Consider the following 22,295-nt stretch of genomic DNA (forward strand, 5'->3'; position numbering starts at 1 on the left):
CGCCACGCAAGCTCCCTCGCCATTAGTGAAGTTCACGGTCCAGCCACACCACCGCCTTGCCAATCTGCTGCCGTGCCTCAATCCTCGCGTGCACCTGCTGCACCTCTTCCAGGGCGTAATGCCCTTCGATATCCACCGTCAGCGAACCTTCAAGTATCGCCGCGAACACCGCATTGGCACGCCTCTGCACCGTAGGCCCGTCAGCCATGTGGTCGTTGAGCCGTGGGCGAGTCAGGAACAGTGAACCGGCCTCCCCCAACTCCATCGGATCGAGGTCAGTGATCGAACCGGAGACGTTGCCGTAATTGACGATCAGCCCCCGCGTACGACAGGCCTTGAAGCTTTCACGCAAGGTGGCCTTGCCCACCGAATCGAACACCACGTCCACACCCCGCCCCTGCGTTACCTGCAAGACTCGCTCGGCAAACCCGTCGTATGGCCAGGCGTGATCAGCACCGCGCTGAAGGGCAATCGCACATTTTTCAGTGCTGCTGCCGGTGGTGAATACCGTGGCACCGAGTCGCCGGGCCATTTGCACCAGCAACTGGCCGATGCTGCCGGACGCGGCATGGATCAGGCAGCTGTTGCCCGCCTGCAACCGCGCGACGTCTTCAATCAGGTAGTGAGCCGTGCAGCCCTGGAACATCGCCGCAGCCGCCTGATCGAAGCCGATCGCATTGGGAATCTGCGCCACTCGCGCGGCGGGCACGCTGGCGTATTCGGCGAACGCGCCCCATGAAATGCACCAGGCCACCCGATCACCCGGAGCCAAATGGCTCACGCCCTCGCCCACCGCCACCACCACACCCGCGCCTTCCATACCCAGGGTGCACGGCAGCCGTACCGGGTAGGTCACCGACTTGGCGTACTTGCCCTGGCGGGTGTGAACATCCATGAAATTGATCCCGGCACAGGCCACCTTGACCAGTACATGGCCGGCGGTCACCTGGGGTTTGGGCACATCAAGGCGCAGTTGAACAACTTCCGGGCCGCCGTAGGTTTCAAGGGTGAGGGCTTTCATCGCGGGACAACTCCGTTTGCAGTGGGAATGCGCCATGGTAAAAGGCGCTAATCTGTACGAGAATTCCCCAACACCTCCCACCCTCCGTGCGAAAATAACCCGATGTTCGACTGGCAGGATCTGTATTTCTTCACCGTGCTGGCGCGCACCCAATCACTGTCGGCTGCCGCCCGCGAGCTGCAGGTGGAACACGCCACCGTCGGCCGGCGCGTCGATGCCCTGGAAAAAGCCCTCGGCGTCAAACTGGTAGACCGCCTGCCCCGCAGTCGGCCGCTCACCGAGGAAGGCCGGGCACTGGCGAAATTGGCGTCAGGCATGGGCGACATGGCCACCGAAGTGATGCGCCTGTCCCGCGTGGCCTCGATCGAAGTGGCCGGCACCGTGCGGGTCAGTTGCCCGCCGTCGATTGCCATCCACTGCATCGCGCCCCATGTCGCACGGTTCAGGGCGCAGTATCCCAAGCTGAATATCGTGTTGATGTCCTCGACGACGCTGGCCGCCCTCGACAAAGGCGAAGCCGACATTGCCCTGCGCACGGTGCGTCCCGATGAGGAAGCGCTGGTACGCAGAAAGGTCGGCGCCGTGCGTTTCGGGCTCTATGCCACGCCCGAGCTCAAGCAGTTACCCGCTGAACAGTGGACGTTCATTGCCTATGACGCCACCCGCGACCACCTGCCCCAACAGGCGTGGATGCATCAGGTACGCGGCAACCGCACGATTGCCTTCGCCGCCAGCGACCTGATCACCCAGCAAATGGCCGCCCGGGCCCAGGTGGGTGCAGTGGTGTTGCCCACGCTGGTGGGCGATCACGACCCGGCATTGGTGCGCCTGGCAACAAACACCGAAGGCCCGGTTCGCGATATCTGGCTGACGGTGTATCCGGATATGCGCCGCTCGCCTTCGGTGAAGGTGGTGATGGAGTTTCTGGTGAGCTGCATTGAAGGCGAGCCGCAGTTGCGGCGCTGACTCAGTTGAGGGCGGGCTGGAATTTCTTGCGATAAGCCACCGGCAACACACCCACCCGTTGCTCAAATAAGCGGCGGAAGGAATTGCTGTCCTCATAGCCTACGGCGTAGGTGATGCTGTCCAGCGTCATGCGGGTGGTTTCCAGCAGTAGCTTGGCCCGCTCCAAACGCAGGGTTTGCAGGTAGGCAATGGGTGTATAGCCGGTGGCCTCCTTGAAGCGCCGCTTGAAATTGCGAACGCCAAAACCAAAGCGCCGAGCCAGGTCATCGATTACAACGGCTTGTGCAAAGTGCTGCTCCAGCCAGTGTTGCACCCGCAAAATATCTCCGTCGCCGTGATTTTTAGGCGATGACCACATCACATAGATGGATTGCTCACTGCGCACGTTGTCGATCAGCAGGTACTTGCTGCAGGTATGCGCCAACTCCGGTGTGCCGAAGCGGCGTATCAGATGCAACAGCAGGTCCATCGCAGCACTCGCCCCGCCGCTGGTGATCACCCGGTTTTCTTCACAGAGGATCTGCGTCTCCTGCAACGTCACCCCGGGGTAGCGCCGGGCAAAGAGTTCGGCAAAAGCCCAGTGAGTGGTGGCGCGCAACCCATCCAGTAGACCGTTCTCGGCAAGCATGAACGCGGCGGTGCACATTGATGCAACCACCGCGCCTTGCGCGTGCTGCTTGCGCAGCCATGCACCGTAGGCGGGAAACGCCGGCAAGGCCTCTTTCAAGGTGAACAAAAACCCCGGTATCAGCACCAGATCCGTGTGCCCTACTTGTGCCATCGAACAATCAACCTGCAAGCACTGCCCGCCCCAAGCGTTGACGACCTGACCGTCGAGCGAGACGACGACCACTTCAAAGGGCTGCTTGCCCTCGGCAAACAGATTGGCCGCACTCAGCATCTCAAGGGCGAGCGTGGCGCTGGCAGCCGAACACCGATCGGCCAGGAGCAGGGTAATGTGCATAAAAATTCCAGATTGCGCTTTTCGCATGAAATAAGTCATTTGCGCACCTACCTTACCTGATTCCTCCGCACTACAGTGCGAGCTTCAATCACTGCTCGGCTAATTCATGAATCTCTGGTTTCGCTTACTGCTCATGCTGTTTCGGCGCCCCTGGCGCAAGCCCGTCGATGGCCTGGCCACCACCGTTGTACGGATGCGTGTCTGGCCGCTGGACCTTGACCTCAACCGGCACGTCACCAACGGCCGGTATTTCACCCTGGCCGATGTCGGGCGCATGGATTTCGTACTGCGCAGCGGCGCATTTCGCGTGGCTTTGCGCAATAAGGCGCTGCCGGTTGTCGGTGACACCTGGGGCAAGTTCCGACGGGAATTGAAGCTGTTCGAAGCGTTTGAAATCCACACCCGGATTCTGGGCTGGGATCAAAAATGGAGCGTGATGGAGCACCGCTTCGTCAGCCGGGGCCGCGTGGTCGGAGTAGTGGTGATGCGCGGGCTGTTTCGCTCGGCCAAGGGCACCCTCCCCGCCGCAGATTTTGTGCGGGAGCTGGGATTGGCCGAGGTATCACCCGCGATGCCTGAATGGCTGAGGGCGTGGACGCACAGTTGCGACACCATGAGCGCCCAGTTGCGCGAGGAGGAGCACCGTTCAGGTGTTATTGCGCGGTCGAGTACTGAGCGTCGCTGACCTGCTCCATACAGTCCACCACCTTGCCGTCGAGCATTTCGTTAATCGCGATATGGGTCATGGTGGCCGCCAGGCTTCACCCGCATTTGCGCTGTTGGTGGAAGCGTTGCGTTATCGCGGCTGAAAGAAGTCCGTCAGGGCCGCGCCCAAGCCATCGAACACCACGGCGATGCGCGGGACCTTGCGCATGTCCTGATGCATGGCGATCCACACGTCAACCTTGAAATCCACCTGCGCGGGCAACACCCGCACCAGCCCGTGACGTTGTGCCACCTGGGCTGAACACACGCCGATCCCCAGCCCCGCACGCAGAGCGGCCAACTGCGCGAGGTGATCGTCGGTGCGAATCACCGTACTGGGCGCCGAACAGTCGAAACCGCGCTCACCCAGGAATTCGATCTCCAGCAAGTTGCGGTCCGGCCCGATCAGCGGGTAGCCGTGCAATTGTGCAACGGTGTCCGGCGTGCCCTGCTCTGCCAACAGTTCGGGTGCGGCGTACAACCCTACGTGAAGGTCGCCGACCTTGCGCGCGACCACCGTGGATTCGACCGGGCGACGGATGCGTACGGCGACGTCGGCCTCTTGCCGGGCAAGTGCCTGCAGCCGATTGGATACGCTCAGTTCGATGGCCAATTGCGGATGATCACGGCGCAGGCTGCGCAACATGGGCGGCAGCACTTCAACGCCCAGCAGCTTGCCGCTGGTGAGCCGCACCGTGCCGCCGGCGAGGGCCGTGTCGGCCGAGGCTGCGCGGCTGAAGGCGTTGGCGGCAACGGCCATCGCTTCAACGTGGCTGATCAGGTCCTTGGCCGTGTCGGTGGGCAACAGCCCGGCGGGTGAGCGGATAAACAGGCTGACCCCGACGCTCTGCTCCAGGGCCTCGATCCGTCGCCGCGCGGTGGCCTGGGCAATCCCCAGCAAACGGGCCGCGCCCGACAGGCTGCCGGTGCGCAACACGGCGAGGAAGGCGCGCTGGGTTTCCCATTGGAGTTGCGGGGCGTTCATACATTTCCTGTGAGCCGCTGGGCAGTTTTGGCGGATGTTCTTTGTTCGGAGGCTGCGGCATGCTGGCGAGCATAACCGATGGGGCTTTCGCCCTCACTTTGCACAGGATCGTTTTTGATGACACTCACCGGCCAATGTCGCTGCGCCCGCGTGACCTACACCCTCGATACCGACGCGCCGCTGGCGGTGTATGCCTGCCATTGCCGCCACTGCCAGACCTGGAGCGGCAGCGCGTTTGCCCTGCATGCGCTGTTGCCGGCGGATGCGCTGCGGGTTGAAGGTTCGCTGACGGAATATGCCTATGACGTTGATGGGCAGCGCTCGGAACATCGGTTGTGCGGGGTGTGCCATACGCGGATCTGCAACACCACGACGGCCGCGCCGGGGTTGGTTGTGCTGCGAGTCGGGACACTGGATGAGAGCCCGTCCGTGCAGCCGGTGGCGCATATCTGGCTGCGGCACAAGCAGCCGTGGGTAACGCTGGCGGAGGGTGTTCCGACCTGGCCGGAAAGCCCTGCGCCCCAGGCGTTTGCGCAGGCGTTGAGCGTTCCCCTGCAGACATGACTCACACCCACACTGTGGCGAGGGAGCTTGCTCCCGCTGGGTTGCGCAGCAACCCCAAAAGCATTGACCGGCCCATCCTGAAAGACCGCAGCGGCCTACCAGGGGGCGCTTCGCACCCCAACGGGAGCAAGCTCCCTCGCCACATTGGGCTCTGCGTCGATGTTGAGGCTCAGCACTTCGCCATTGCGCAACTGCCAGGCGAAGAAGTCTGAGAAATCATCGCGAACCAATGCGCGAATCGCCTTGGCGACAACCCCATGGGCAACCAGCACCACCACCTGTTGCCCATGGTTCACCAGCAACTGATTCAATCCGCCCCGGATGCGCTCGACGAACTGCGAGATTGACTCACCGTCCGTGGGTGCCCGCTCCCATTGCCGGGTAATATTCTGCGCCCAAAGGTCGGGATAACGCTGCGCCGCCTCCGCCTGGGTCAGTCCCTCAAACACCCCCACGCCGCGCTCACGAAACGCATCCAGCGTAGGCAGTTGCAGCCCATCATCCGCAAACACAATGGCCGCCGTTTGCTGAGCCCTGCGCAGCGGCGAGACGATGACGGCGTCGATCTGCGCCGGCAATTTTTCCCGCAACTCCCGCGCCTGCAGCACGCCCCGTTCGTTGAGATCAATGTCCAGCGAGCCCTGGTAACGCCCCTCGGCATTGGCTTGAGTTTCGCCGTGACGAACAACATACAACTGCATACCGCCCTCCTTCATCCTGACGCTGAAAGGCCGCGACCGGCGCACCCGATAAAGGCCTAAGCTAAGATCGAAAAATTATTTATCGAATGTTTTTTAGAACAATAAGCTCACCTTAATCCATTAAGAGTCGAGCACGCCATGCCCCAGTTTTCGCTCCATCGCCTTTTCATCGCAGGCCTTGCCACACTGGGCCTCTGCACCACCCTGAGCACACAAGCCCAGGAAACCGTACGCATCGGTTACCAGAAATCCTCGACCCTGATCACCTTGCTGAAAACCCAGGGCACCCTGGAAAAAGCCCTCAAGGCCGACGGCATCGACGTCACCTGGCACGAGTTCCCCAGTGGCCTGCCGCTGCTGGAAGCACTCAACGTCGGTAACGTGGATATCAGCGCTGACGTGGCCGACACCGTACCGATCTTCGCCCAGGCCGCCCAGGCCAAGCTCACCTACTTCGCCCAGGAAGCGCCCTCGCCCCAAGCCCAGGCGATCGTGGTGCGCAAGGACTCGCCGATCCAGCAACTGGCGGATTTGAAAGGCAAGAAAATCGCCGTGACCAAGGCCGCCGGCACTCACTATTTATTGATCGCTGCCTTGGACAAGGCGGGGCTGGCCTTCTCCGATATCGAGCCGGCGTACCTGACGCCCGCCGATGGCCGCGCTGCGTTTGAAAACAACAAGGTTGATGCCTGGGTCACGTGGGAACCGTTCCTCACCAGCGTGCAGCGCCAACTGCCCACCCGCACCCTTGCGGACGGTACCGGGCTGGCCAGTTACAAGCGCTATTACCTGACGGGTACGCCCTATGCCCAGGCGCATCCGGAAGTGCTGAAGCTGGTGTACGAGCAGTTGCACCAGGCTGGCGAGTGGGTGAAGAGCCACCCGCGTGATGCCGCGAAAGTGCTGGGGCCATTGTGGGGCAACCTGGATGTGGAGACTGTCGAGGCCGCCAATGCTCATCGCAGTTATGAGGTGCAACCGGTGACGCTGGATCAACTGGGGGAGCAACAGAAGATTGCGGATGCGTTCTTCAAGGCGGGGTTGTTGCCCAAGGCGGTGGATGCGCAGGATGTGCAGGTGTGGAAACCCTGAGGCAGTCAACTGTGGGAGCCGGGCTTGTCCGCGATGCAGACAACTCGGTACTCCAGTCATACCGCGGTGATGCCATCGCAGCCTCGCCAAGGCTCGACAGCTCCCACAGTTGATGTTCAGGGCCTGGACTATCGGCGGTGTCAGCTTTTACGCGTCGCGTCATCCAGCGCAAGGATGGTGTGAGCATTGGTCACCGTGGTCGCCAGGGTATTGATCACTCCCGAACGCAACGCCCCCAGCGTTGCCGCCGCCTTGGTGTTTTCACTGGCAATCGCCACCACATCCGGAATCCGAAACAGCTCCTGCACCGTCAACCCGATCACCCGCCCCTGAATCGCGTTGACCGCCGGCTGGCCATGAATGTCGATGAAGTCATAACCCATCATGTCCCCCACCGTGCCGGACAACCGCGCCTGTGCAATTTCCTGGGGCGAAAACCACCCCATGCGCACCATGTTGCTGTTTTCACTCATGTCACCGATGCCGATCAACGCCATGTCCGCACGGCGGGCACGGTCAAGCGTGGAACGCACCGTATCGTTGCTGATCAACACCCCACGCAGTTCCGGATTGGCCACCAGCGCCGGGGCGTACAGGCTTTCACTCTCGCCACCAAACCGCAGGGCCAGGCGCCGGCAAATGTGGTCGGGGTTCATGTATTCACCCGCCTTGAGCGAACCGCCAATCGCGCACACAAACGTACAGTTGCGGGTCACCGGCAAAAACACATTATCGGCGACCGCACCGACGTTGCGCCCCATGCCAACCGCGACGATCATGCCGTCGCTGAGGGTTTTGTTCAGGTAGTTGGCCACCAGGCTCGCCACCGCCGAGCGCTGGGTGTCCGGGTCGCTGTGGTCGACCGCAATCAACGCGCGGTCCAGCTGGAAGCGCTCCACCAGCGCCTGTTCCAGCTCGTTGTTCATCGCCGGGTGCTGCAACACCCGCACCTCGACAATCCCTTCATCCCGTGCGCGTTTGAGCAGGCGGCTGACTTTTGCCCGGGACAGGTCGAAGCGCTTGGCGATGGCTTCCTGAGTGACGTTCTCAAGGTAATAGAGCATCGCCACTTCGGTCATCAGGTCGATGTCGCTGGCGATGCGCTGGGTACTGTCACTCATGGGCACGGGCTTCCGTTTCGGTGTCAAAGGCGCATTCTCCCGACTCTTGCCCCGTTCCGTCCACTACTGATGCCCGTCACGCTCGATCGCGTTGATGCGGTCGACCTTGGCCCCGGAACGCGCGGCTTCGAACTCCGACTCCAGGAACGACTTGACGATGCTCTTGGCCAGTTCCGCGCCGATCACCCGTGCACCGATGGACAGGATCTGCGCATCGTTGCTCTTGCGTGCCCGCTCCGCCGAATAAGTGTCATGGGCCTGGGCCGCACGAATCCCCAGGACTTTGTTGGCCGAGATGGCCATGCCAATGCCAGTGCCGCACACCAGCACGCCCAAGCGTTGCTCGCCGGCATTGATCGCCGTGGCCACCGCCAGGGCAATGTCCGGGTACAGCACCGGCGCCGTGGAATGGGTGCCGAAGTCCGTCACCGGGTAACCCAGCGCCTCGATATGGCGCTTCAACAGTTCTTTGAGCTCATAACCCGCTTCATCGCATCCGATAGCCACCGGGAAAGGTGTGTTCATGGCGTTTGGCTCCGCTGCCGTTTTGGGTACTGGAGAGTGATCATATGATCACTCAGTGAAATTTAGCTCAGTCATTTCTCGGATATTCCAGTCGCCCTGTCAAGCAGGATTTAGCTGACCTTCCAGTCAAAGCCCTCTAAACCGGCTTACTTTGCGCAAATCCATCCATTTACAACTTTTCAGTGAAAGAGATTGACTGATCAGAATTTCATTTGATACACATATGCTCACAGCGAAACATGACTGTGCGACCTAATAAGAATTCACAGCACGAGGACACGCCGATGGCCACGCCATTACTGCTCCAGGCTGAACACGTCGCCAAGGCTTACGCCGGGATTCCTGCCCTGCGTGAGGGGCGCCTCTCTCTGCGGGCCGGCAGCGTCCACGCCCTGTGCGGCGGCAATGGCGCAGGCAAATCGACTTTCCTGAGCATCCTGATGGGCATCACCCAGCGTGACGCCGGGACCATCCTGCTCAACGGCTCCCCCGTTCAATTCAACCGCCCCAGCGAAGCACTCGCGGCGGGGATCGCGATGATCACCCAGGAGCTGGAACCCATCCCCTACATGACCGTCGCCGAAAACATCTGGCTGGGCCGCGAACCGCGCCGCGCCGGCTGCATCGTCGACAGCAAGGAGCTCAACCGGCGCACTCGCGAACTGCTGGAAGGCCTGGAGTTCGACGTCGACGCCACCAGCCCCATGCATCGCCTGAGCGTGGCGCAGATCCAGCTGGTGGAGATCGCCAAGGCATTCAGCCACGACTGCCAGGTGATGATCATGGACGAGCCCACCTCGGCCATCGGCGAGCGCGAGGCCGAAACCCTGTTCAAGGCCATCCGCCGCCTCACCGCCCGTGGTGCCGGCATCATCTATGTGTCGCATCGTCTCAGCGAACTGGCGCAAATCGCCGACGACTACAGCATCTTTCGCGACGGCGCCTTCGTTGAGACCGGGCGCATGGCCGATATCGACCGCGCCCACCTGGTGCGCGGCATCGTCGGCCAGGAACTGACCCGCATCGACCACAAGGTCGGCCGCGAATGCGCCGCCGAATGCTGCCTGGACGTCGACAGCCTGAGCCGCGCCGGCGAGTTCCAGGACATCAGCCTGCAACTGCGCCAGGGCGAAATTCTCGGCATCTACGGGCTGATGGGCTCGGGCCGCAGTGAATTCCTCAACTGCATCTACGGCCTCACCACGCCGGACTCCGGCAGCGTGACCCTGCAAGGCAAACCGATGCCCATCGGCCTGCCCAAGGCAACGATCCAGGCCGGCATGTCACTGGTCACCGAAGACCGCAAGGACAGCGGCCTGGTGCTCAGCGGCAGCATCCTCTCGAACATCGCATTGTCGGCGTACAAGCAGCTGTCGAGCTGGTCGCTGATCAATGCGCGCAAGGAAAACCAACTGGCCCAGGACATGGTCAAGCGCCTGCAGATCAAGACCACCTCCCTGGACCTGCCGGTGGAATCCATGAGCGGCGGTAACCAGCAGAAAGTAGTGCTCGCCAAATGCCTGTCGACCCAGCCGATCTGCCTGCTGTGCGATGAGCCGACCCGGGGCATCGACGAAGGCGCCAAGCAGGAGATCTATCACCTGCTGGACCAGTTCGTGCGCGCCGGCGGCGCGGCAATTGTGGTGTCGTCCGAAGCCCCGGAATTGCTGCACCTGAGTGACCGTATTGCCGTGTTCAAAGGCGGAAGGCTGGTGACCATCAGCAGCGATACCGCCCTTTCCCAGGAAGCCTTGTTGAGTCTTGCCTCATGAATGCCAAATCACTTTCTACACCTGCAGCCGCCCCCGTCACGACCGCACCCCGCAGTCGCCTGCGCCTGTCCCTCGACCGCTTCGGCCTGCCGCTGGTGTTCATCCTGCTGTGCCTGGTGATGGCCTTCGCCAGCGAATACTTCATGACCTGGCGCAACTGGATGGACATCCTGCGCCAGACCTCTATCAACGGGATCCTCGCCGTAGGCATGACCTACGTGATCCTCACCAAGGGCATCGACCTGTCGGTGGGCTCGATCCTGGCCTTTGCCGGGCTGTGCAGCGCCATGGTCGCGACCCAGGGGTATGGCGTGCTGGCGGCGGTCAGCGCCGGGATGTTCGCCGGGGCGATGCTCGGAGTGGTGAACGGCTTTATGGTGGCCAACCTGTCGATCCCGCCCTTTGTCGCGACCTTGGGCATGTTGAGCATTGCCCGGGGCATGACCTTCATCTTGAACGACGGCAGCCCGATCACTGACCTGCCCGACGCCTACCTGGCGCTGGGTATTGGCAAGATCGGCCCGATCGGTGTGCCCATCGTGATCTTCGCCGTGGTCGCGCTGATCTTCTGGATGGTGCTGCGCTACACCACCTACGGCCGTTATGTGTACGCGGTGGGTGGCAACGAGAAGAGCGCGCGCACCTCCGGGATCGGCGTGCGCAAGGTGATGTTTTCGGTGTACGTGGTCTCGGGCCTGCTCGCCGGGCTGGCCGGTGTGGTGCTGTCGGCGCGCACCACCTCTGCCCTGCCCCAGGCCGGCACCTCGTATGAGCTGGATGCGATTGCCGCCGTGGTAATCGGCGGCACCAGCCTGTCGGGCGGTACCGGCACGATTGTCGGCACGCTGTTTGGCGCATTGCTGATCGGCGTGATCAACAACGGCCTGAACCTGCTCGGCGTGTCCTCCTATTACCAGCAGGTCGCCAAGGGCCTGATCATCGTGTTCGCAGTGCTGATTGACGTGTGGCGCAAGAAGAAACGCTAGTTCTGAAAACTACCACTACAACAATAACGGAGTTCTCTCATGAAACCTGGTACGACTTTGGCCGCCGTCGCGGCACTCTCCCTGCTCGCCAGCAGTGTCACCCTGGCCGCCGATGGCAAGACCTATAAGATCGGCGCCGCCGTGTACGGGCTCAAGGGCCAGTTCATGCAGAACTGGGTGCGCGAGCTGAAGGAACACCCCGCAGTCAAGGACGGCACCGTGCAGTTGACCGTGTTCGACGGCAACTATGACGCACTGACCCAGAACAACCAGATTGAAAACATGGTGACCCAGCACTACGACGCGATCCTGTTTGTGCCGATCGACACCAAGGCCGGCGTCGGCACCGTGAAGGCCGCCATGAGCAATGACGTGGTGGTGATCGCCTCCAACACCAAGGTGGCGGACGCCAACGTGCCTTATGTTGGCAACGATGACGTGGAAGGCGGTCGCCTGCAGGCCCAGGCCATGGTCGACAAACTCAAGGGCCGCGGCAACGTGGTGATCATCCAGGGCCCGATTGGCCAGTCGGCGCAGATCGACCGCGAAAAGGGCGAGATGGAAGTACTGGGCAAGCACCCGGACATCAAGATCATCGAGAAGAAAACCGCCAACTGGGACCGCGCCCAGGCCCTGGCCCTGACCGAAGACTGGCTGAACGCACACCCCAAGGGCATCAACGGGGTGATCGCGCAAAACGATGACATGGCCCTCGGTGCGGTGCAGGCGTTGAAGTCCCATGGGCTGACGTCCAAGGATGTGCCGGTGACGTCCATCGACGGCATGCCGGATGCGATCCAGGCGGCGAAGAAGGATGAAGTGACCACCTTCCTCCAGGACGCCCAGGCCCAGTCCCAAGGCGCGTTGGATGTGGCGCTGCGGGCGCTGGCCGGCAAGGATTACAAGCCGCAGTCGGTGATCTGGGAACGTTATGGCAAGGACGTGAAATGGGGTGACGGCACCGCCAGGAACTACATCCTGCCGTGGGTGCCGGTGACCAATGCGAATGCGGATGCGCTGTACCAGCAGGTGAGCGGTACGAAGTAAGTTTTGACTTGAAACCCGGTCAAGTGTGGGAGCGGGCTTGCTCGCGAAAGCGGTGGATCATTCAACAGATGTGCCACCTGATACACCGCTTTCGCGAGCAAGCCCGCTCCCACATTGGATCTCCACCGATCTGAAAAATGGAGTCATGTTCATGTCTGGATTCTGGAATCAAGCCTTCGACCTCACCGGCCGCTGCGCCGTGATCACCGGCGGGGCCGCCGGGATCGGTCTGGCTTGTGCCAGCCTGCTGGTGGAACGCGGCGCGCGGGTGGCCCTGCTGGACCGCGACCCGGCCGTGGTCGAAGTCGCCGCCAGCCTCGGCGCCGGGAACATCGGCATCGCCGTGGACCTGCGCCAACTCGACCAGGTGCACAGCACCGTCGATTACGTATTCGATCACTTCAAACGCCTGGATTACCTGGTCAACAGCGCCGGCGTGGCCCTGCTGGACAAGGCCCTGGACGTCAGTGAAAACGCCTGGGACACCACTCTCGACATCAACCTCAAGGCCAGTTTCTTCGTGGCCCAGGCCTGCGCCAGGCACATGCTGGCCCAGGGCAGCGGGCGCATCGTCAACCTCGCCTCCCAAGCGGCGGTGATCGGCCTGGACCGTCACGTCGCCTACTGCGCCAGCAAGGCCGCCGTGGTCGGCATGACCAAGGTGCTCGCCATGGAATGGGCGCCCCACATCAACGTCAACGCCATCTCCCCGACCATCGTCGAAACCGCCCTCGGCAAAAAGGCCTGGGCGGGCGAGCTGGGGGAACGGGCCAAATTGCAGATCCCGGCGGGCCGCTTTGCCCAGCCGGAAGAAATCGCCGGGCTGGCGTTGTACCTGCTCAGCGACGCCGCACAGATGATCACCGGGGAAAACGTGGTGATCGACGGTGGCTACAGCATCCAGTAATTGATCCTTTGTCGTGAGGTTTATCGTCATGTCTACCGTTACCGAACGCACTGCCGAACAACTGTCCCCCGTCATTCCGAAAACCATGCAGGCCGTGGTCTGTCACGGCCCCGAAGACTATCGCCTGGAGACCGTCGATGTGCCGACGCCCGGCCCCGACGAGATCCTCACCAAGGTCGAGCTGTGCGGCATCTGCATGGGCGACATCAAGACCTACCGCGGCGCGCCCTCGTTCTGGGGCGACGCCGAGCAGCCGCGCTACGTGAAGCCGCCGATGATTCCCGGCCACGAGTTTGTCTGCCGCGTGGTCGCCCTCGGCCCTGGCGCGGAAAAGCGCGGGGTGAAGGTCGGCGACCGGGTGATTTCCGAACAGATCGTGCCGTGCTGGGGCTGCCGCTTCTGCAACCACGGCCAGTACTGGATGTGCCAGAAACACGACTTGTACGGTTTCCAGAACAACGTCCAGGGCGCCATGGCCCAGTACATGATCTTCACCAAGGAAGGCATCATCCACAAAGTACCGGACTCGATTGCCCCGGACGAAGCCATCCTGATCGAACCCCTGGCCTGCTCGCTGCACGCGGCGGAACGGGCGAATGTGGATTTCGACGACATCGTGGTGGTGGCCGGCGCCGGCACCCTGGGCCTGGGGATCATCGGTGCGGTGCGCATGCGCAACCCGAAAAAACTCATCGTGCTCGACATGAAACCCGAACGCGCTGCCCTCGCCCTGCGCATGGGTGCGGATGAAGTGTGGAACCCGGCTGAAGTCGACGTGATGGCGAAGATTCGCGAGATCACCGACGGGTACGGTTGCGACATTTACATCGAAGCCACCGGGCACCACAAGGCGGTGAACCAGGGCCTGGCGATGTTGCGCAAGCTGGGGCGCTTCGTGGAATTCAGCGTGTTCAACGACGAGGCCACGGTGGACTGGTCAATCATCGGTGACCGCAAGGAACTGGACGTGCTGGGCTCGCACCTCGGCCCCTACATGTACCCGCGCGCCATCGACTTTATCGGCAACCGCAAGATCGACATGCGCGACGTGGTGACCCACAAGTTTGCCCTGGCGGACTTCAAGGAAGCGTTTGCGGTGATGGAGCGCGGGGACAAGTCGCTTAAAGTCGTCCTGGAACCCTGATTGGCCCAATAACCCAAAACCCTGCGGGCGCCGGGCTTAGGCTTTTTGTGGGAGCTGGCTTGCCTGCGATGCAGACGCCTCGGTCTATCTGTGACACCGAGCCGATGCAATCGCAGGCAAGCCAGCTTCCACAAAAGCCCTCGGCTCCCACACCAAGAACAAGAACACAGGAAACCGCGTTATGAATCGAGTGATAAACGATCCGGACCAGGTGGTCGAGGACATGCTGCGGGGTATTCTGGTCGCGCACCCCGAGCTGCGCCAATACGAAACCAATCCCCGGGTGATCGGCAAGGCCAAGCCGTCACCACAGGGCCGGGTGGGCATCGTGACCGGCGGCGGTTCCGGCCATGAACCGGCGTTCCTCGGCTATGTCGGCCCGGGCCTGGTGGACGCCGTGGCCGTCGGCGAAATCTTCTCCTCGCCCACCGCCAAAAGCTTCTTCGACGCCTTCCGTGCCGCCGACCACGGCGCCGGCGTGGCGTGCCTGTACGGCAACTATGCCGGCGACAACATGAACGTGAAGCTGGCGATGAAGATGGCCGCCAGCAAGGACATGCGCATCCGCACCGTGGTCGCCAACGACGACGTGGCCTCGGCGCCCAAGGCCGACATCGCCAAGCGTCGCGGCGTGGCAGGCGAGATCTTCATGTGGAAGGTCGGCGGTGCAGCCGCGGCCCAGCATTACGACCTGGACGGGGTGATTCGTGTTGCCCAGAAGGCAGTCGACAACTGCCGCTCCATCGGCATCGGGCTCACGCCCTGCACCATCGCAGCGGTGGGCAAGCCGAACTTCCAGATTCCCGACGGGCAGATGGAATTGGGCATCGGCCATCACGGCGAGCCTGGCATTGAAGTCATCCCGATCGAATCCGCCGAGGCCATGGCGGCCCGCATGCTCGCACCGATCCTCGCCGACCGCGACTTCAGCCAGGACGACAGCGTGGTGGTGCTGGTCTCGGGCCTGGGTGCGACGCCGGTGATGGAACTTTACATTTTCTACGCCGAGGTTGAACGTCAGCTGCAAGCCAGGGGCTTGAAGATTCACCGCTGCTACGTGGGCAACTACTTCACCTCCCTGGAAATGATGGGCGTGACCCTGACCTTGCTGGGCCTGGACGCCGAGCTGAAATCCCTGATCGACCAACCCTGCCGTTCCATCGGCATGACCCAGGCGGACTAAACCATGAGCCAGCATTTCTCCACCCACGACGGCAGCGCCATCGTCGCCGACCTGGTCAGCGTGATCGTTGCCAACCGCGAATACCTGAGCGAAGTCGACGGCGCCATTGGCGATGGCGACCACGGCATCAACATGGCCAAGGGGTTTGCCCATTGCGGGCGCACCATTGAAGGCCGCCAGCTGACCCTGGCCGAAGCCCTGGATGAGTTGACACTGAGCCTGATGGAAGGCATCGGCGGTTCCATGGGGCCGTTGTATGGCAGCCTGTTTATCGGCATGGCGGATGAGGTGCGCGGCAGCGAACAGATTGACGCGGCGACCTTTGCCCATTTGCTGCGGGGCGGGTTGACCTCGTTGCAGGACATCACCGAAGCCGGCGTGGGTGACAAGTGTTTGATGGACACCTTGATTCCGGCGGTGGAGGCGTTTGAACAGGCCCATGGGTCAGGAGCGTCATTCAGCGATGCGCTGGAGGCGATGAAAAGTGCTGCTTCGCGGGGGCGGGATTCCACCAGGGATCTGGTGGCGAAGATTGGGCGTGCCAGCCGCCTGGGCGAGCGCTCGTTGGGCGTGCTGGATGCCGGGGCGGTATCGTGCTGCTTGATACTGACGCGATTGGCGGATTCGGTTCAACCGCGGTTGGTGTAGTGCTTGAAATGACCCCTTCGCGAGCAAGCCCGCTCCCACCTTCGACCGAATTCCATCTTTGGAATGCCGTCGAAGGTGGGAGCGGGCTTGCTCGCGAAGGCAGCAACACACTTAACCCGTGAAGCACCTAACCCGCCGCGATCAAACCTTCAACCTGGCTACCTGCTTCACCTGCTCTATATACCGCGCCACCGCCGGCGCCTTTTCAAAGCGCCGGTAAATCAGCGACAACCAGGACGACGCCTCGCTGCCTTCGATGCTGCGGTACACGACATTCGGCAAGCTCACATGCCCCACCACCGACTCCGGCACTACCGCTACGCCCTGCCCCAGTGACACCAACGCAATCACCGCCACCAACCCACCCGGCTGTGGCCCCAGGCGCGGCGCGTAACCACCCTGCGCTGCCACGTGCAGCGTGCCACTGATCTGCTCGGGCAAGATGAAGGTCTCGTTCTGCAGGTGCTCGCAACTGATTGCCTTCAACCCCAGCAGCCACGAATCCTGGGGCAACGCCAGCACAAACCCCTCACTGTTCAACCGCACCCCGTCGACTCCGTCAGGCAAGGTCATCGGCGAACGAATGTAGCCAATATCGAAACGCCCCTCCGCCACCAGCCCCGGCAACGCCGCCATGGGGCTCTCACGCACGCTGAGGCTCACGTCCGGGCAGTCCGCGCAGAACGACTGCACCTGGCGCTGCAACAACCCCGAATACACCGCCGACGCCACATAACCCAGCTCGATATGACCGATCTCGCCACGCCCGGCGCGCTGGGCATTGCGTTGGGCAAACTCGAACTGGCGCACGGTGGCCTCTGCCTCGATCAGCAAGGCCGCGCCCGCCTCGGTCAGGCTGACCTCGCGCTGGCGGCGGATAAACAAGCGCGTACCGAGGGTGGTTTCCATGTCCTGGATCTGCCGGCTCAGGGTCGGCGGCGCGATACCCAGCTGTTCGGCAGCACGGGTGAAATTGCGTTGCCGGGCAACCGCCAGGAAGTAGCGGAAATGACGTATTTCCATCACAGGATTAGCTCAAAGGTAATGAAGTTCTGTATGGCGCCTAACAAGGACGCCACCTGCCGGGGATAAGCTCGCGGTACGTTCACAGTAGAGAGGCTTTCCCATGTTCGTCAAATCATTGGTCCTGGTGCTTGTCGGTCTTTGCACCGTGCCCGCAGCGCTGGCCGCAGAAGCCCCCGCAAGCATTGCCCACAAGGCAATCCTGAGCCTGGCAACGGCCCAGCAGATCGCCGCACACGCGCGCAAGGTCGCCGCCGACAAGGGCTGGCCCTGCGCCGTGGCCATCGTCGATGACGGTGGCTGGCCGATCCTGACGCTGCGCATGGATGGCGCTCCCGTGGTGGCCGGTATCGAGCTGGCCCAAGGCAAGGCGCGCACTTCAGCGCTCTTCAAGCGGCCGTCCGGGGACCTGGAAAACGCTATCAACAATGGCCGCCCGGCAGCCATCACCGCCGGCCTGTTGATGATGAAGGGCGCCCAGCCAATCATCCTTGAAGGCCAGGTAGTGGGCGCCATCGGCATCAGCGCAGATACTCCGGCCCACGATGACGAGATCGCCCTCGCGGCGGTGGCTTCGGTGCAGCCATGAGCAAGGTCAGCCCGCGCCTGACGCTGCTGACCGCCTCCGGGGTCTGTTCGCTGATCGTGCTCGACACCAATATCGTCGCCGTGACCCTGCCGAGCATCGCCCGGGACCTGGGGGCGAATTTTGCCGATATCGAATGGGTGGTCAGCGCTTATATGCTGGCCTTCGCCGCCCTGCTATTGCCGGCCGGAAGCATTGCCGACCGCTTTGGCCGCAAGAAGACCCTGGTCTGGGGCCTGGGTATTTTCATCCTCGCCTCCCTCGGCTGCGGTGCGGCGCCGAATGCGTTGTTCCTGGATATCGCTCGCGCCGTCAAAGGTGTCGGCGCAGCGCTGCTGCTGACCTCGGCCCTGGCCTCCATCGGCCATACCTTCCATGACGAAGTGGAACGCGCCAAGGCCTGGGCCTTCTGGGGCGCGTGCATGGGCGTGGCGATGACCGCCGCGCCGACCCTCGGCGGGTTGATTACCCAGTACCTGGGCTGGCGCTGGATTTTCTATCTGAATTTGCCGGTCGGCCTGGTGCTGATGGGACTGGTGCTGCGCGCGATTCCGGAATCCCGCGATGCCCAGGCTGCAAGGCTCGACCCTTGGGGCAGCCTGAGTTTCAGTGCCAGCCTGCTGTGCCTGATCTGGGGCTTGATCGAAGCCAACCGTATCGGCTGGGACAACCCGCTGACTTATGCGCGGCTGCTGGGAGGCGCTGCGTTGCTGGGTGTTTTTGTACTCGCCGAACGCCTGCAACAGCGGCCCATGGTCGACCTGCAACTGTTCAGGCACCCGCGCTTTATCGGCGCACTGCTGGGGATGTTCGCCTACGCCGGCTGTGCCCAGGTGATGATGACGCTGCTGCCGTTCTACCTGCAAAACGGCCTGGGGTTCTCCGCGATTGCCTCCGGGCTGGGCATGTTGCCGTTTGCCTTGACCATGTTGATTTGTCCGCGGATAGGCGCCCGACTGGCTAGCCGTTTTGCCCCGGCAACGATGATGGCGACGGGGCTGGCGTTGGTGGGGTGCGGCAACCTGCTGAGTGCCTGGGCGGTCAATATCGGCGGCTATCTGCCGTTCGCCCTGGCGATTGCCATCACGGGGGCCGGCGCGGGATTGCTCAATGGCGATACGCAGAAAAACATCATGGCCTGCGTGCCACGGGACCGCGCGGGGATGGCGTCGGGCATGAGCACCACCATGCGCTTCAGCGCGATCATGTTGGCGATCGGGGTGTATGGGGCGTTGTTGAGCAGCCATAGCGAACAGTTGCTGCACACGAGCATCGGCTCCCAGTGGCAGGAACAGGCGGCAGGGATTGCTTCACGGGTAGTGGCTGGCGATATGCCCGCGGCCATGGCGTTGCTGCCTGAAACGGCACGAGGGATGGTGCAGCCACTGGCGCGGCAGGCGTTCGTCGGCGGGTTCAGCGTGGTGCTGTGGGTGGCGGGGTTGTTGGGTTTGCTGGGGGCGTTGGTGGTGGGATCGTTGATGCGGCATCCCATACCGGCGGTGCCGCAGGCCTCTTTACTGACTCGATAATGCGACCACCACGACCCAATGTGGGAGCGGGCTTGCTCGCGAATGCGGTGGGTCAGTCAATACATCTGTGACTGATCCACCGCATTCGCGAGCAAGTCGAATCGTCGCACCGCCGCTCCCACATTTTGATCTTCGAACGTCAGCTGGAATTGTTACCAGAAACGCTGCTGGGTCAGGCGACTCCACCAAGTCAGCAGCACCCGGTCTACCGAACCGCTGGCCGCCAGGCCCACCCGCTCCTGCAGGCTTTTACGCTCGGCATAGTGCAGGTGGAACACCTCGGCGGTCTTGGCCTTGGTCGCCAGGTATTCGTCGCTGGTTTGCAGCTGGTCCACCAGTTGCTTGTCCAGCGCCGCGACGCCCAGCCAGACTTCACCGGTGGCCACGTCATCAATGGCCAACTGCGGGCGATAGCGCGATACGAAGTTCTTGAACAGTTGATGGGTGATGTCCAGGTCTTCCTGGAACTTCTCGCGGCCCTTCTCGGTGTTTTCGCCAAACACGGTCAGGGTGCGTTTGTATTCACCGGCGGTCAGCACTTCGAAGTCGATGTCGTGCTTCTTCAGCAGGCGGTTGACGTTGGGCAACTGCGCCACCACGCCAATCGAACCGAGGATGGCAAACGGTGCGCTGATGATCTTCTCGCCGATGCACGCCATCATGTAGCCGCCGCTGGCCGCGACCTTGTCGATGCACACGGTCAACGGCACGCCCGCCTCGCGGATACGCGCCAGTTGCGACGACGCCAGGCCGTAGCTGTGAACCATGCCGCCGCCGCTTTCGAGGCGCAGCACCACTTCGTCCTTGGGTGTGGCCAGGCTCAGCAGTGCCGTGATTTCATGGCGCAGGCTTTCAGTGGCCGAGGCCTTGATGTCGCCGTCGAAATCCAGCACGAACACCCGTGGCTTGGCTTCTGGCTTCTTCTTGCCCTTCTTCTTTTCGGCCTTGCCTTCAGACTTGCGCAGGGCCTTGAGCTGGTCCTTGTCGAGCAGGGTCTGCTCCAGGCGCTCACGCAAACCCTTGTAGAAGTCATTGAGCTTGCTGACCTGCAACTGGCCGGCAGCTTTGCGGCGGCCTTTGCTGCGCAGTGCGGCGAAACTGATCAGCACCACCAGGATGGCGACGACCAGGGTGACGGTTTTAGCCAGGAAAGTAGCGTACTCGGCCAGAAAATCCATGTGACTCCTTACAAGTGCAGTGCGCCAGGCGCGGATTGCCCAAGCATACCGACGCCACCGCCATGGGGCCAGTGATCAAACCGCCAGCAGCGGGCCTCTAACGACCTTTTAAAACAAGCGTATGTTTTTTCATTGACAGCTTCCCGGCATCCCCATAACCTCGCCAGACTTTCAACGTACCGGGAAAACGGACGTGGGCAGCATCTACCTGATTCGACATGGCCAGGCCTCCTTCGGTGCAGACGACTACGACGTGCTGTCGCCCATAGGTGTGCAACAGGCGCAAGTGCTTGGCCGCCACCTGGCGGAACTGGGCCTGGGCTTCGACCGCTGCCTGTCAGGCGACCTGCGCCGCCAGCAGCACACCGCCAACGCCGCCTTCGAACAATACAGCGCCCTCGGCCTGCCGGTACCCACGCTGGAAATCGACAGCGCGTTCAACGAGTTCGACGCCGAGGCGATCATCCGCGCCCTGCTCCCGGACCTGCTGCACAGCGAACCCGAAGCCCTGCACATATTGCGCAACGCCGCGCAAAACCGTGGCGAATTCCAGCGCATCTTTTCCCTGATCATCGAACGCTGGCTGGCCGGCACCTACGACCCGCCGGGCCTGGAAAGCTGGCTGGGATTTGTCGAACGTGTCCAGGGTGGCCTGCAACGCCTCCTCGAAGCCGCCGACAACCGTGACAAGATCGCCGTGTTCACCTCCGGCGGCACCATCACGGCCCTGCTCCACCTGATTACCCGAATGCCTGCCGCACAGGCCTTCGAACTGAACTGGCAAATTGTTAACACCTCGCTCAACCAACTGAAATTCCGTGGTCGCGAGGTGGCACTGGCTTCCTTCAACAGCCATACCCACTTGCAACTGTTGAAGGCGCCGCAGCTCATCACTTTCCGATGAATTGCGGCCAACCGTGACCCCAAGGTCACTGGACTCACCATAAAAGGATCGAAACCATGACTGACGTAGCTAAAGCCGTAGAAGCAATGAAAGCCAAATTCAACCCAGCCGCTGCCGACGGCCTGGACCTGGTGTTCGGTTTCCGTATCGACGACACCCAGAACTTCTCGCTGGTTGTGAAAAACAACACCTGCGAACTGCTGGAAGGTGAAAACCCGGACGCCCAAGTCACCCTGGTGATGGACGCCGATACCATGAAAGGCATCGTCAGCGGCGAAACCGACGGCATGCAGGCATTCATGGGCGGCAAACTGCGCACTGAAGGCGACATGATGCTGGCCATGAAATTGAGCGAGCTGTTCCCGGCCTGATCAGGGCAACCCTGGCAAGACCCGTGTGGGAGCGGGCTTGCTCGCGAAAGCGGTGTATCAGCGCAGGATTTGTTGGCTGACCCACCGCTTTCGCGAGCAAGCCCGCTCCCACATTTTGATTGTGCTGTTTTCAGGTTTTTGGCTGCAACAACAGCGCCACCAACGCACTCCACCCTGTCTGATGCGAAGCCCCCAACCCCCGCCCGGTCTCGCCATGAAAATACTCATGGAACAACACCAGGTCGCGGCTCGCCGGGTCCGCCTCCAACTGTGCATACCCCACCATCGACGGCCTCGAACCGTTCTCATCCCTCAGAAACAGGCTCGTCAACCGCTGGCTCAGCCCCTGCGCAACCTCCTCCAGCGACGCCAG

23 protein-coding genes and 2 pseudogenes (1 of these 25 cut by a window edge) are annotated in these 22,295 nt (G+C 62.2%); 15 read left to right on the forward strand and 10 right to left on the reverse strand.

The features are described from left to right. Positions 1–22: 22 nt before the first annotated feature. The gene (locus tag HX815_RS13630; protein ID WP_177028410.1) at positions 23–1,021 is read right to left on the reverse strand and encodes a quinone oxidoreductase; all 999 of its coding nucleotides are present in this window, start codon (positions 1,019–1,021) and stop codon (positions 23–25) included. 102 nt (positions 1,022–1,123) lie between these two features. Between HX815_RS13630 and HX815_RS13635 the strand changes: the two genes are divergently transcribed. Continuing rightward, the gene (locus HX815_RS13635; RefSeq protein WP_177028411.1) at positions 1,124–1,987 is read left to right on the forward strand and encodes a LysR family transcriptional regulator; all 864 of its coding nucleotides are present in this window, start codon (positions 1,124–1,126) and stop codon (positions 1,985–1,987) included. Between the two features lies 1 nt (position 1,988). On the opposite strand, the gene HX815_RS13640 is transcribed toward HX815_RS13635, so the two are convergent. After that, complete coding sequence (locus HX815_RS13640) at positions 1,989–2,951, reverse strand: GlxA family transcriptional regulator (RefSeq protein WP_102368799.1); 963 nt, start codon at positions 2,949–2,951, stop codon at positions 1,989–1,991. Between the two features lie 106 nt (positions 2,952–3,057). Between HX815_RS13640 and HX815_RS13645 the strand changes: the two genes are divergently transcribed. Then, positions 3,058–3,636, forward strand: a complete 579-nt coding sequence (locus tag HX815_RS13645; RefSeq protein ID WP_102368798.1) for an acyl-CoA thioesterase — start codon at positions 3,058–3,060, stop codon at positions 3,634–3,636. On the opposite strand, the pseudogene HX815_RS31650 reads toward HX815_RS13645, so the two are convergent. Then, a pseudogene (locus HX815_RS31650) lies at positions 3,605–3,697 on the reverse strand (cupin domain-containing protein); the annotation flags it as partial. The gene HX815_RS13645 and the pseudogene HX815_RS31650 sit on opposite strands and share 32 nt — an antisense overlap. Before the next feature lie 50 nt (positions 3,698–3,747). Continuing rightward, a complete protein-coding gene (locus HX815_RS13650; RefSeq protein ID WP_087694863.1) occupies positions 3,748–4,641 on the reverse strand; it encodes a LysR family transcriptional regulator in 894 nt (297 codons plus the stop codon). A 117-nt stretch (positions 4,642–4,758) separates the two neighbouring features. On the opposite strand from HX815_RS13650, the gene HX815_RS13655 reads away from it, so the two are divergent. Beyond that, the gene (locus HX815_RS13655) at positions 4,759–5,205 is read left to right on the forward strand and encodes a GFA family protein (RefSeq protein WP_177028412.1); all 447 of its coding nucleotides are present in this window, start codon (positions 4,759–4,761) and stop codon (positions 5,203–5,205) included. A 95-nt stretch (positions 5,206–5,300) separates the two neighbouring features. Here HX815_RS13655 and HX815_RS13660 read toward each other — a convergent pair whose 3' ends face one another. Then, positions 5,301–5,906, reverse strand: a complete 606-nt coding sequence (locus HX815_RS13660; RefSeq protein WP_003215723.1) for a histidine phosphatase family protein — start codon at positions 5,904–5,906, stop codon at positions 5,301–5,303. Between the two features lie 138 nt (positions 5,907–6,044). Here HX815_RS13660 and HX815_RS13665 point away from each other — a divergent pair, with 138 nt between their 5' ends. Further along, a complete protein-coding gene (locus HX815_RS13665) occupies positions 6,045–6,998 on the forward strand; it encodes an aliphatic sulfonate ABC transporter substrate-binding protein (RefSeq protein ID WP_177028413.1) in 954 nt (317 codons plus the stop codon). 140 nt (positions 6,999–7,138) lie between these two features. Here the strand turns inward: HX815_RS13665 and HX815_RS13670 are convergent, their stop codons facing one another. Then, positions 7,139–8,119, reverse strand: a complete 981-nt coding sequence (locus HX815_RS13670) for a sugar-binding transcriptional regulator (RefSeq protein WP_003215718.1) — start codon at positions 8,117–8,119, stop codon at positions 7,139–7,141. 63 nt (positions 8,120–8,182) lie between these two features. Next, on the reverse strand, positions 8,183–8,644 hold the full coding sequence (rpiB, locus tag HX815_RS13675; protein ID WP_003215716.1) for a ribose 5-phosphate isomerase B: 462 nt from the start codon (positions 8,642–8,644) through the stop codon (positions 8,183–8,185). Between the two features lie 284 nt (positions 8,645–8,928). Between rpiB and HX815_RS13680 the strand changes: the two genes are divergently transcribed. From HX815_RS13680 to dhaL, 7 genes are all read left to right on the forward strand, one after another. Then, positions 8,929–10,416 carry a sugar ABC transporter ATP-binding protein gene (locus HX815_RS13680; protein WP_003215714.1) on the forward strand — a complete coding sequence of 496 codons (1,488 nt, stop codon included), beginning with the start codon at positions 8,929–8,931 and terminating at the stop codon, positions 10,414–10,416. Next, positions 10,413–11,402, forward strand: coding sequence for an ABC transporter permease (locus HX815_RS13685; RefSeq protein ID WP_003215711.1), 990 nt, complete (start codon positions 10,413–10,415; stop codon positions 11,400–11,402). Before HX815_RS13680 ends, HX815_RS13685 begins: the two co-directional genes overlap by 4 nt. A gap of 39 nt (positions 11,403–11,441) precedes the next feature. Next, entirely contained in the window at positions 11,442–12,449 is a 1,008-nt protein-coding gene (locus HX815_RS13690; protein WP_087694868.1) for a substrate-binding domain-containing protein, read from the forward strand. A gap of 151 nt (positions 12,450–12,600) precedes the next feature. After that, entirely contained in the window at positions 12,601–13,356 is a 756-nt protein-coding gene (locus tag HX815_RS13695) for an SDR family oxidoreductase (RefSeq protein WP_008434650.1), read from the forward strand. A gap of 28 nt (positions 13,357–13,384) precedes the next feature. Beyond that, complete coding sequence (locus HX815_RS13700) at positions 13,385–14,500, forward strand: erythritol/L-threitol dehydrogenase (RefSeq protein ID WP_008434653.1); 1,116 nt, start codon at positions 13,385–13,387, stop codon at positions 14,498–14,500. Between the two features lie 181 nt (positions 14,501–14,681). Continuing rightward, positions 14,682–15,683, forward strand: coding sequence for a dihydroxyacetone kinase subunit DhaK (locus HX815_RS13705; protein WP_003215684.1), 1,002 nt, complete (start codon positions 14,682–14,684; stop codon positions 15,681–15,683). Between the two features lie 3 nt (positions 15,684–15,686). After that, on the forward strand, positions 15,687–16,331 hold the full coding sequence (gene dhaL, locus HX815_RS13710) for a dihydroxyacetone kinase subunit DhaL (protein WP_003215682.1): 645 nt from the start codon (positions 15,687–15,689) through the stop codon (positions 16,329–16,331). Between the two features lie 141 nt (positions 16,332–16,472). On the opposite strand, the gene HX815_RS13715 is transcribed toward dhaL, so the two are convergent. After that, entirely contained in the window at positions 16,473–17,354 is an 882-nt protein-coding gene (locus tag HX815_RS13715; RefSeq protein WP_102368792.1) for a LysR family transcriptional regulator, read from the reverse strand. A 103-nt stretch (positions 17,355–17,457) separates the two neighbouring features. Between HX815_RS13715 and HX815_RS13720 the strand changes: the two genes are divergently transcribed. Further along, complete coding sequence (locus HX815_RS13720; RefSeq protein ID WP_102605151.1) at positions 17,458–17,943, forward strand: heme-binding protein; 486 nt, start codon at positions 17,458–17,460, stop codon at positions 17,941–17,943. Further along, positions 17,940–19,469 (forward strand): MFS transporter, encoded by a 1,530-nt coding sequence (locus tag HX815_RS13725; RefSeq protein WP_177028414.1) that lies wholly within the window; start codon positions 17,940–17,942, stop codon positions 19,467–19,469. Before HX815_RS13720 ends, HX815_RS13725 begins: the two co-directional genes overlap by 4 nt. A gap of 152 nt (positions 19,470–19,621) precedes the next feature. On the opposite strand, the gene sohB is transcribed toward HX815_RS13725, so the two are convergent. Further along, the gene (sohB, locus tag HX815_RS13730) at positions 19,622–20,647 is read right to left on the reverse strand and encodes a protease SohB (protein WP_008434663.1); all 1,026 of its coding nucleotides are present in this window, start codon (positions 20,645–20,647) and stop codon (positions 19,622–19,624) included. A 193-nt stretch (positions 20,648–20,840) separates the two neighbouring features. On the opposite strand from sohB, the gene HX815_RS13735 reads away from it, so the two are divergent. After that, a complete protein-coding gene (locus HX815_RS13735) occupies positions 20,841–21,551 on the forward strand; it encodes a histidine phosphatase family protein (RefSeq protein WP_087694873.1) in 711 nt (236 codons plus the stop codon). A gap of 56 nt (positions 21,552–21,607) precedes the next feature. Further along, entirely contained in the window at positions 21,608–21,922 is a 315-nt protein-coding gene (locus HX815_RS13740) for an SCP2 sterol-binding domain-containing protein (protein WP_084380048.1), read from the forward strand. Between the two features lie 130 nt (positions 21,923–22,052). On the opposite strand, the pseudogene HX815_RS13745 reads toward HX815_RS13740, so the two are convergent. Then, positions 22,053–22,295 (reverse strand): annotated as a pseudogene (locus tag HX815_RS13745) (glucosidase) (it continues 2,378 nt past the right edge of the window).

The sequence above is a fragment of the Pseudomonas sp. E6002 genome, assembly GCF_013385565.1.
GTDB lineage: Bacteria > Pseudomonadota > Gammaproteobacteria > Pseudomonadales > Pseudomonadaceae > Aquipseudomonas.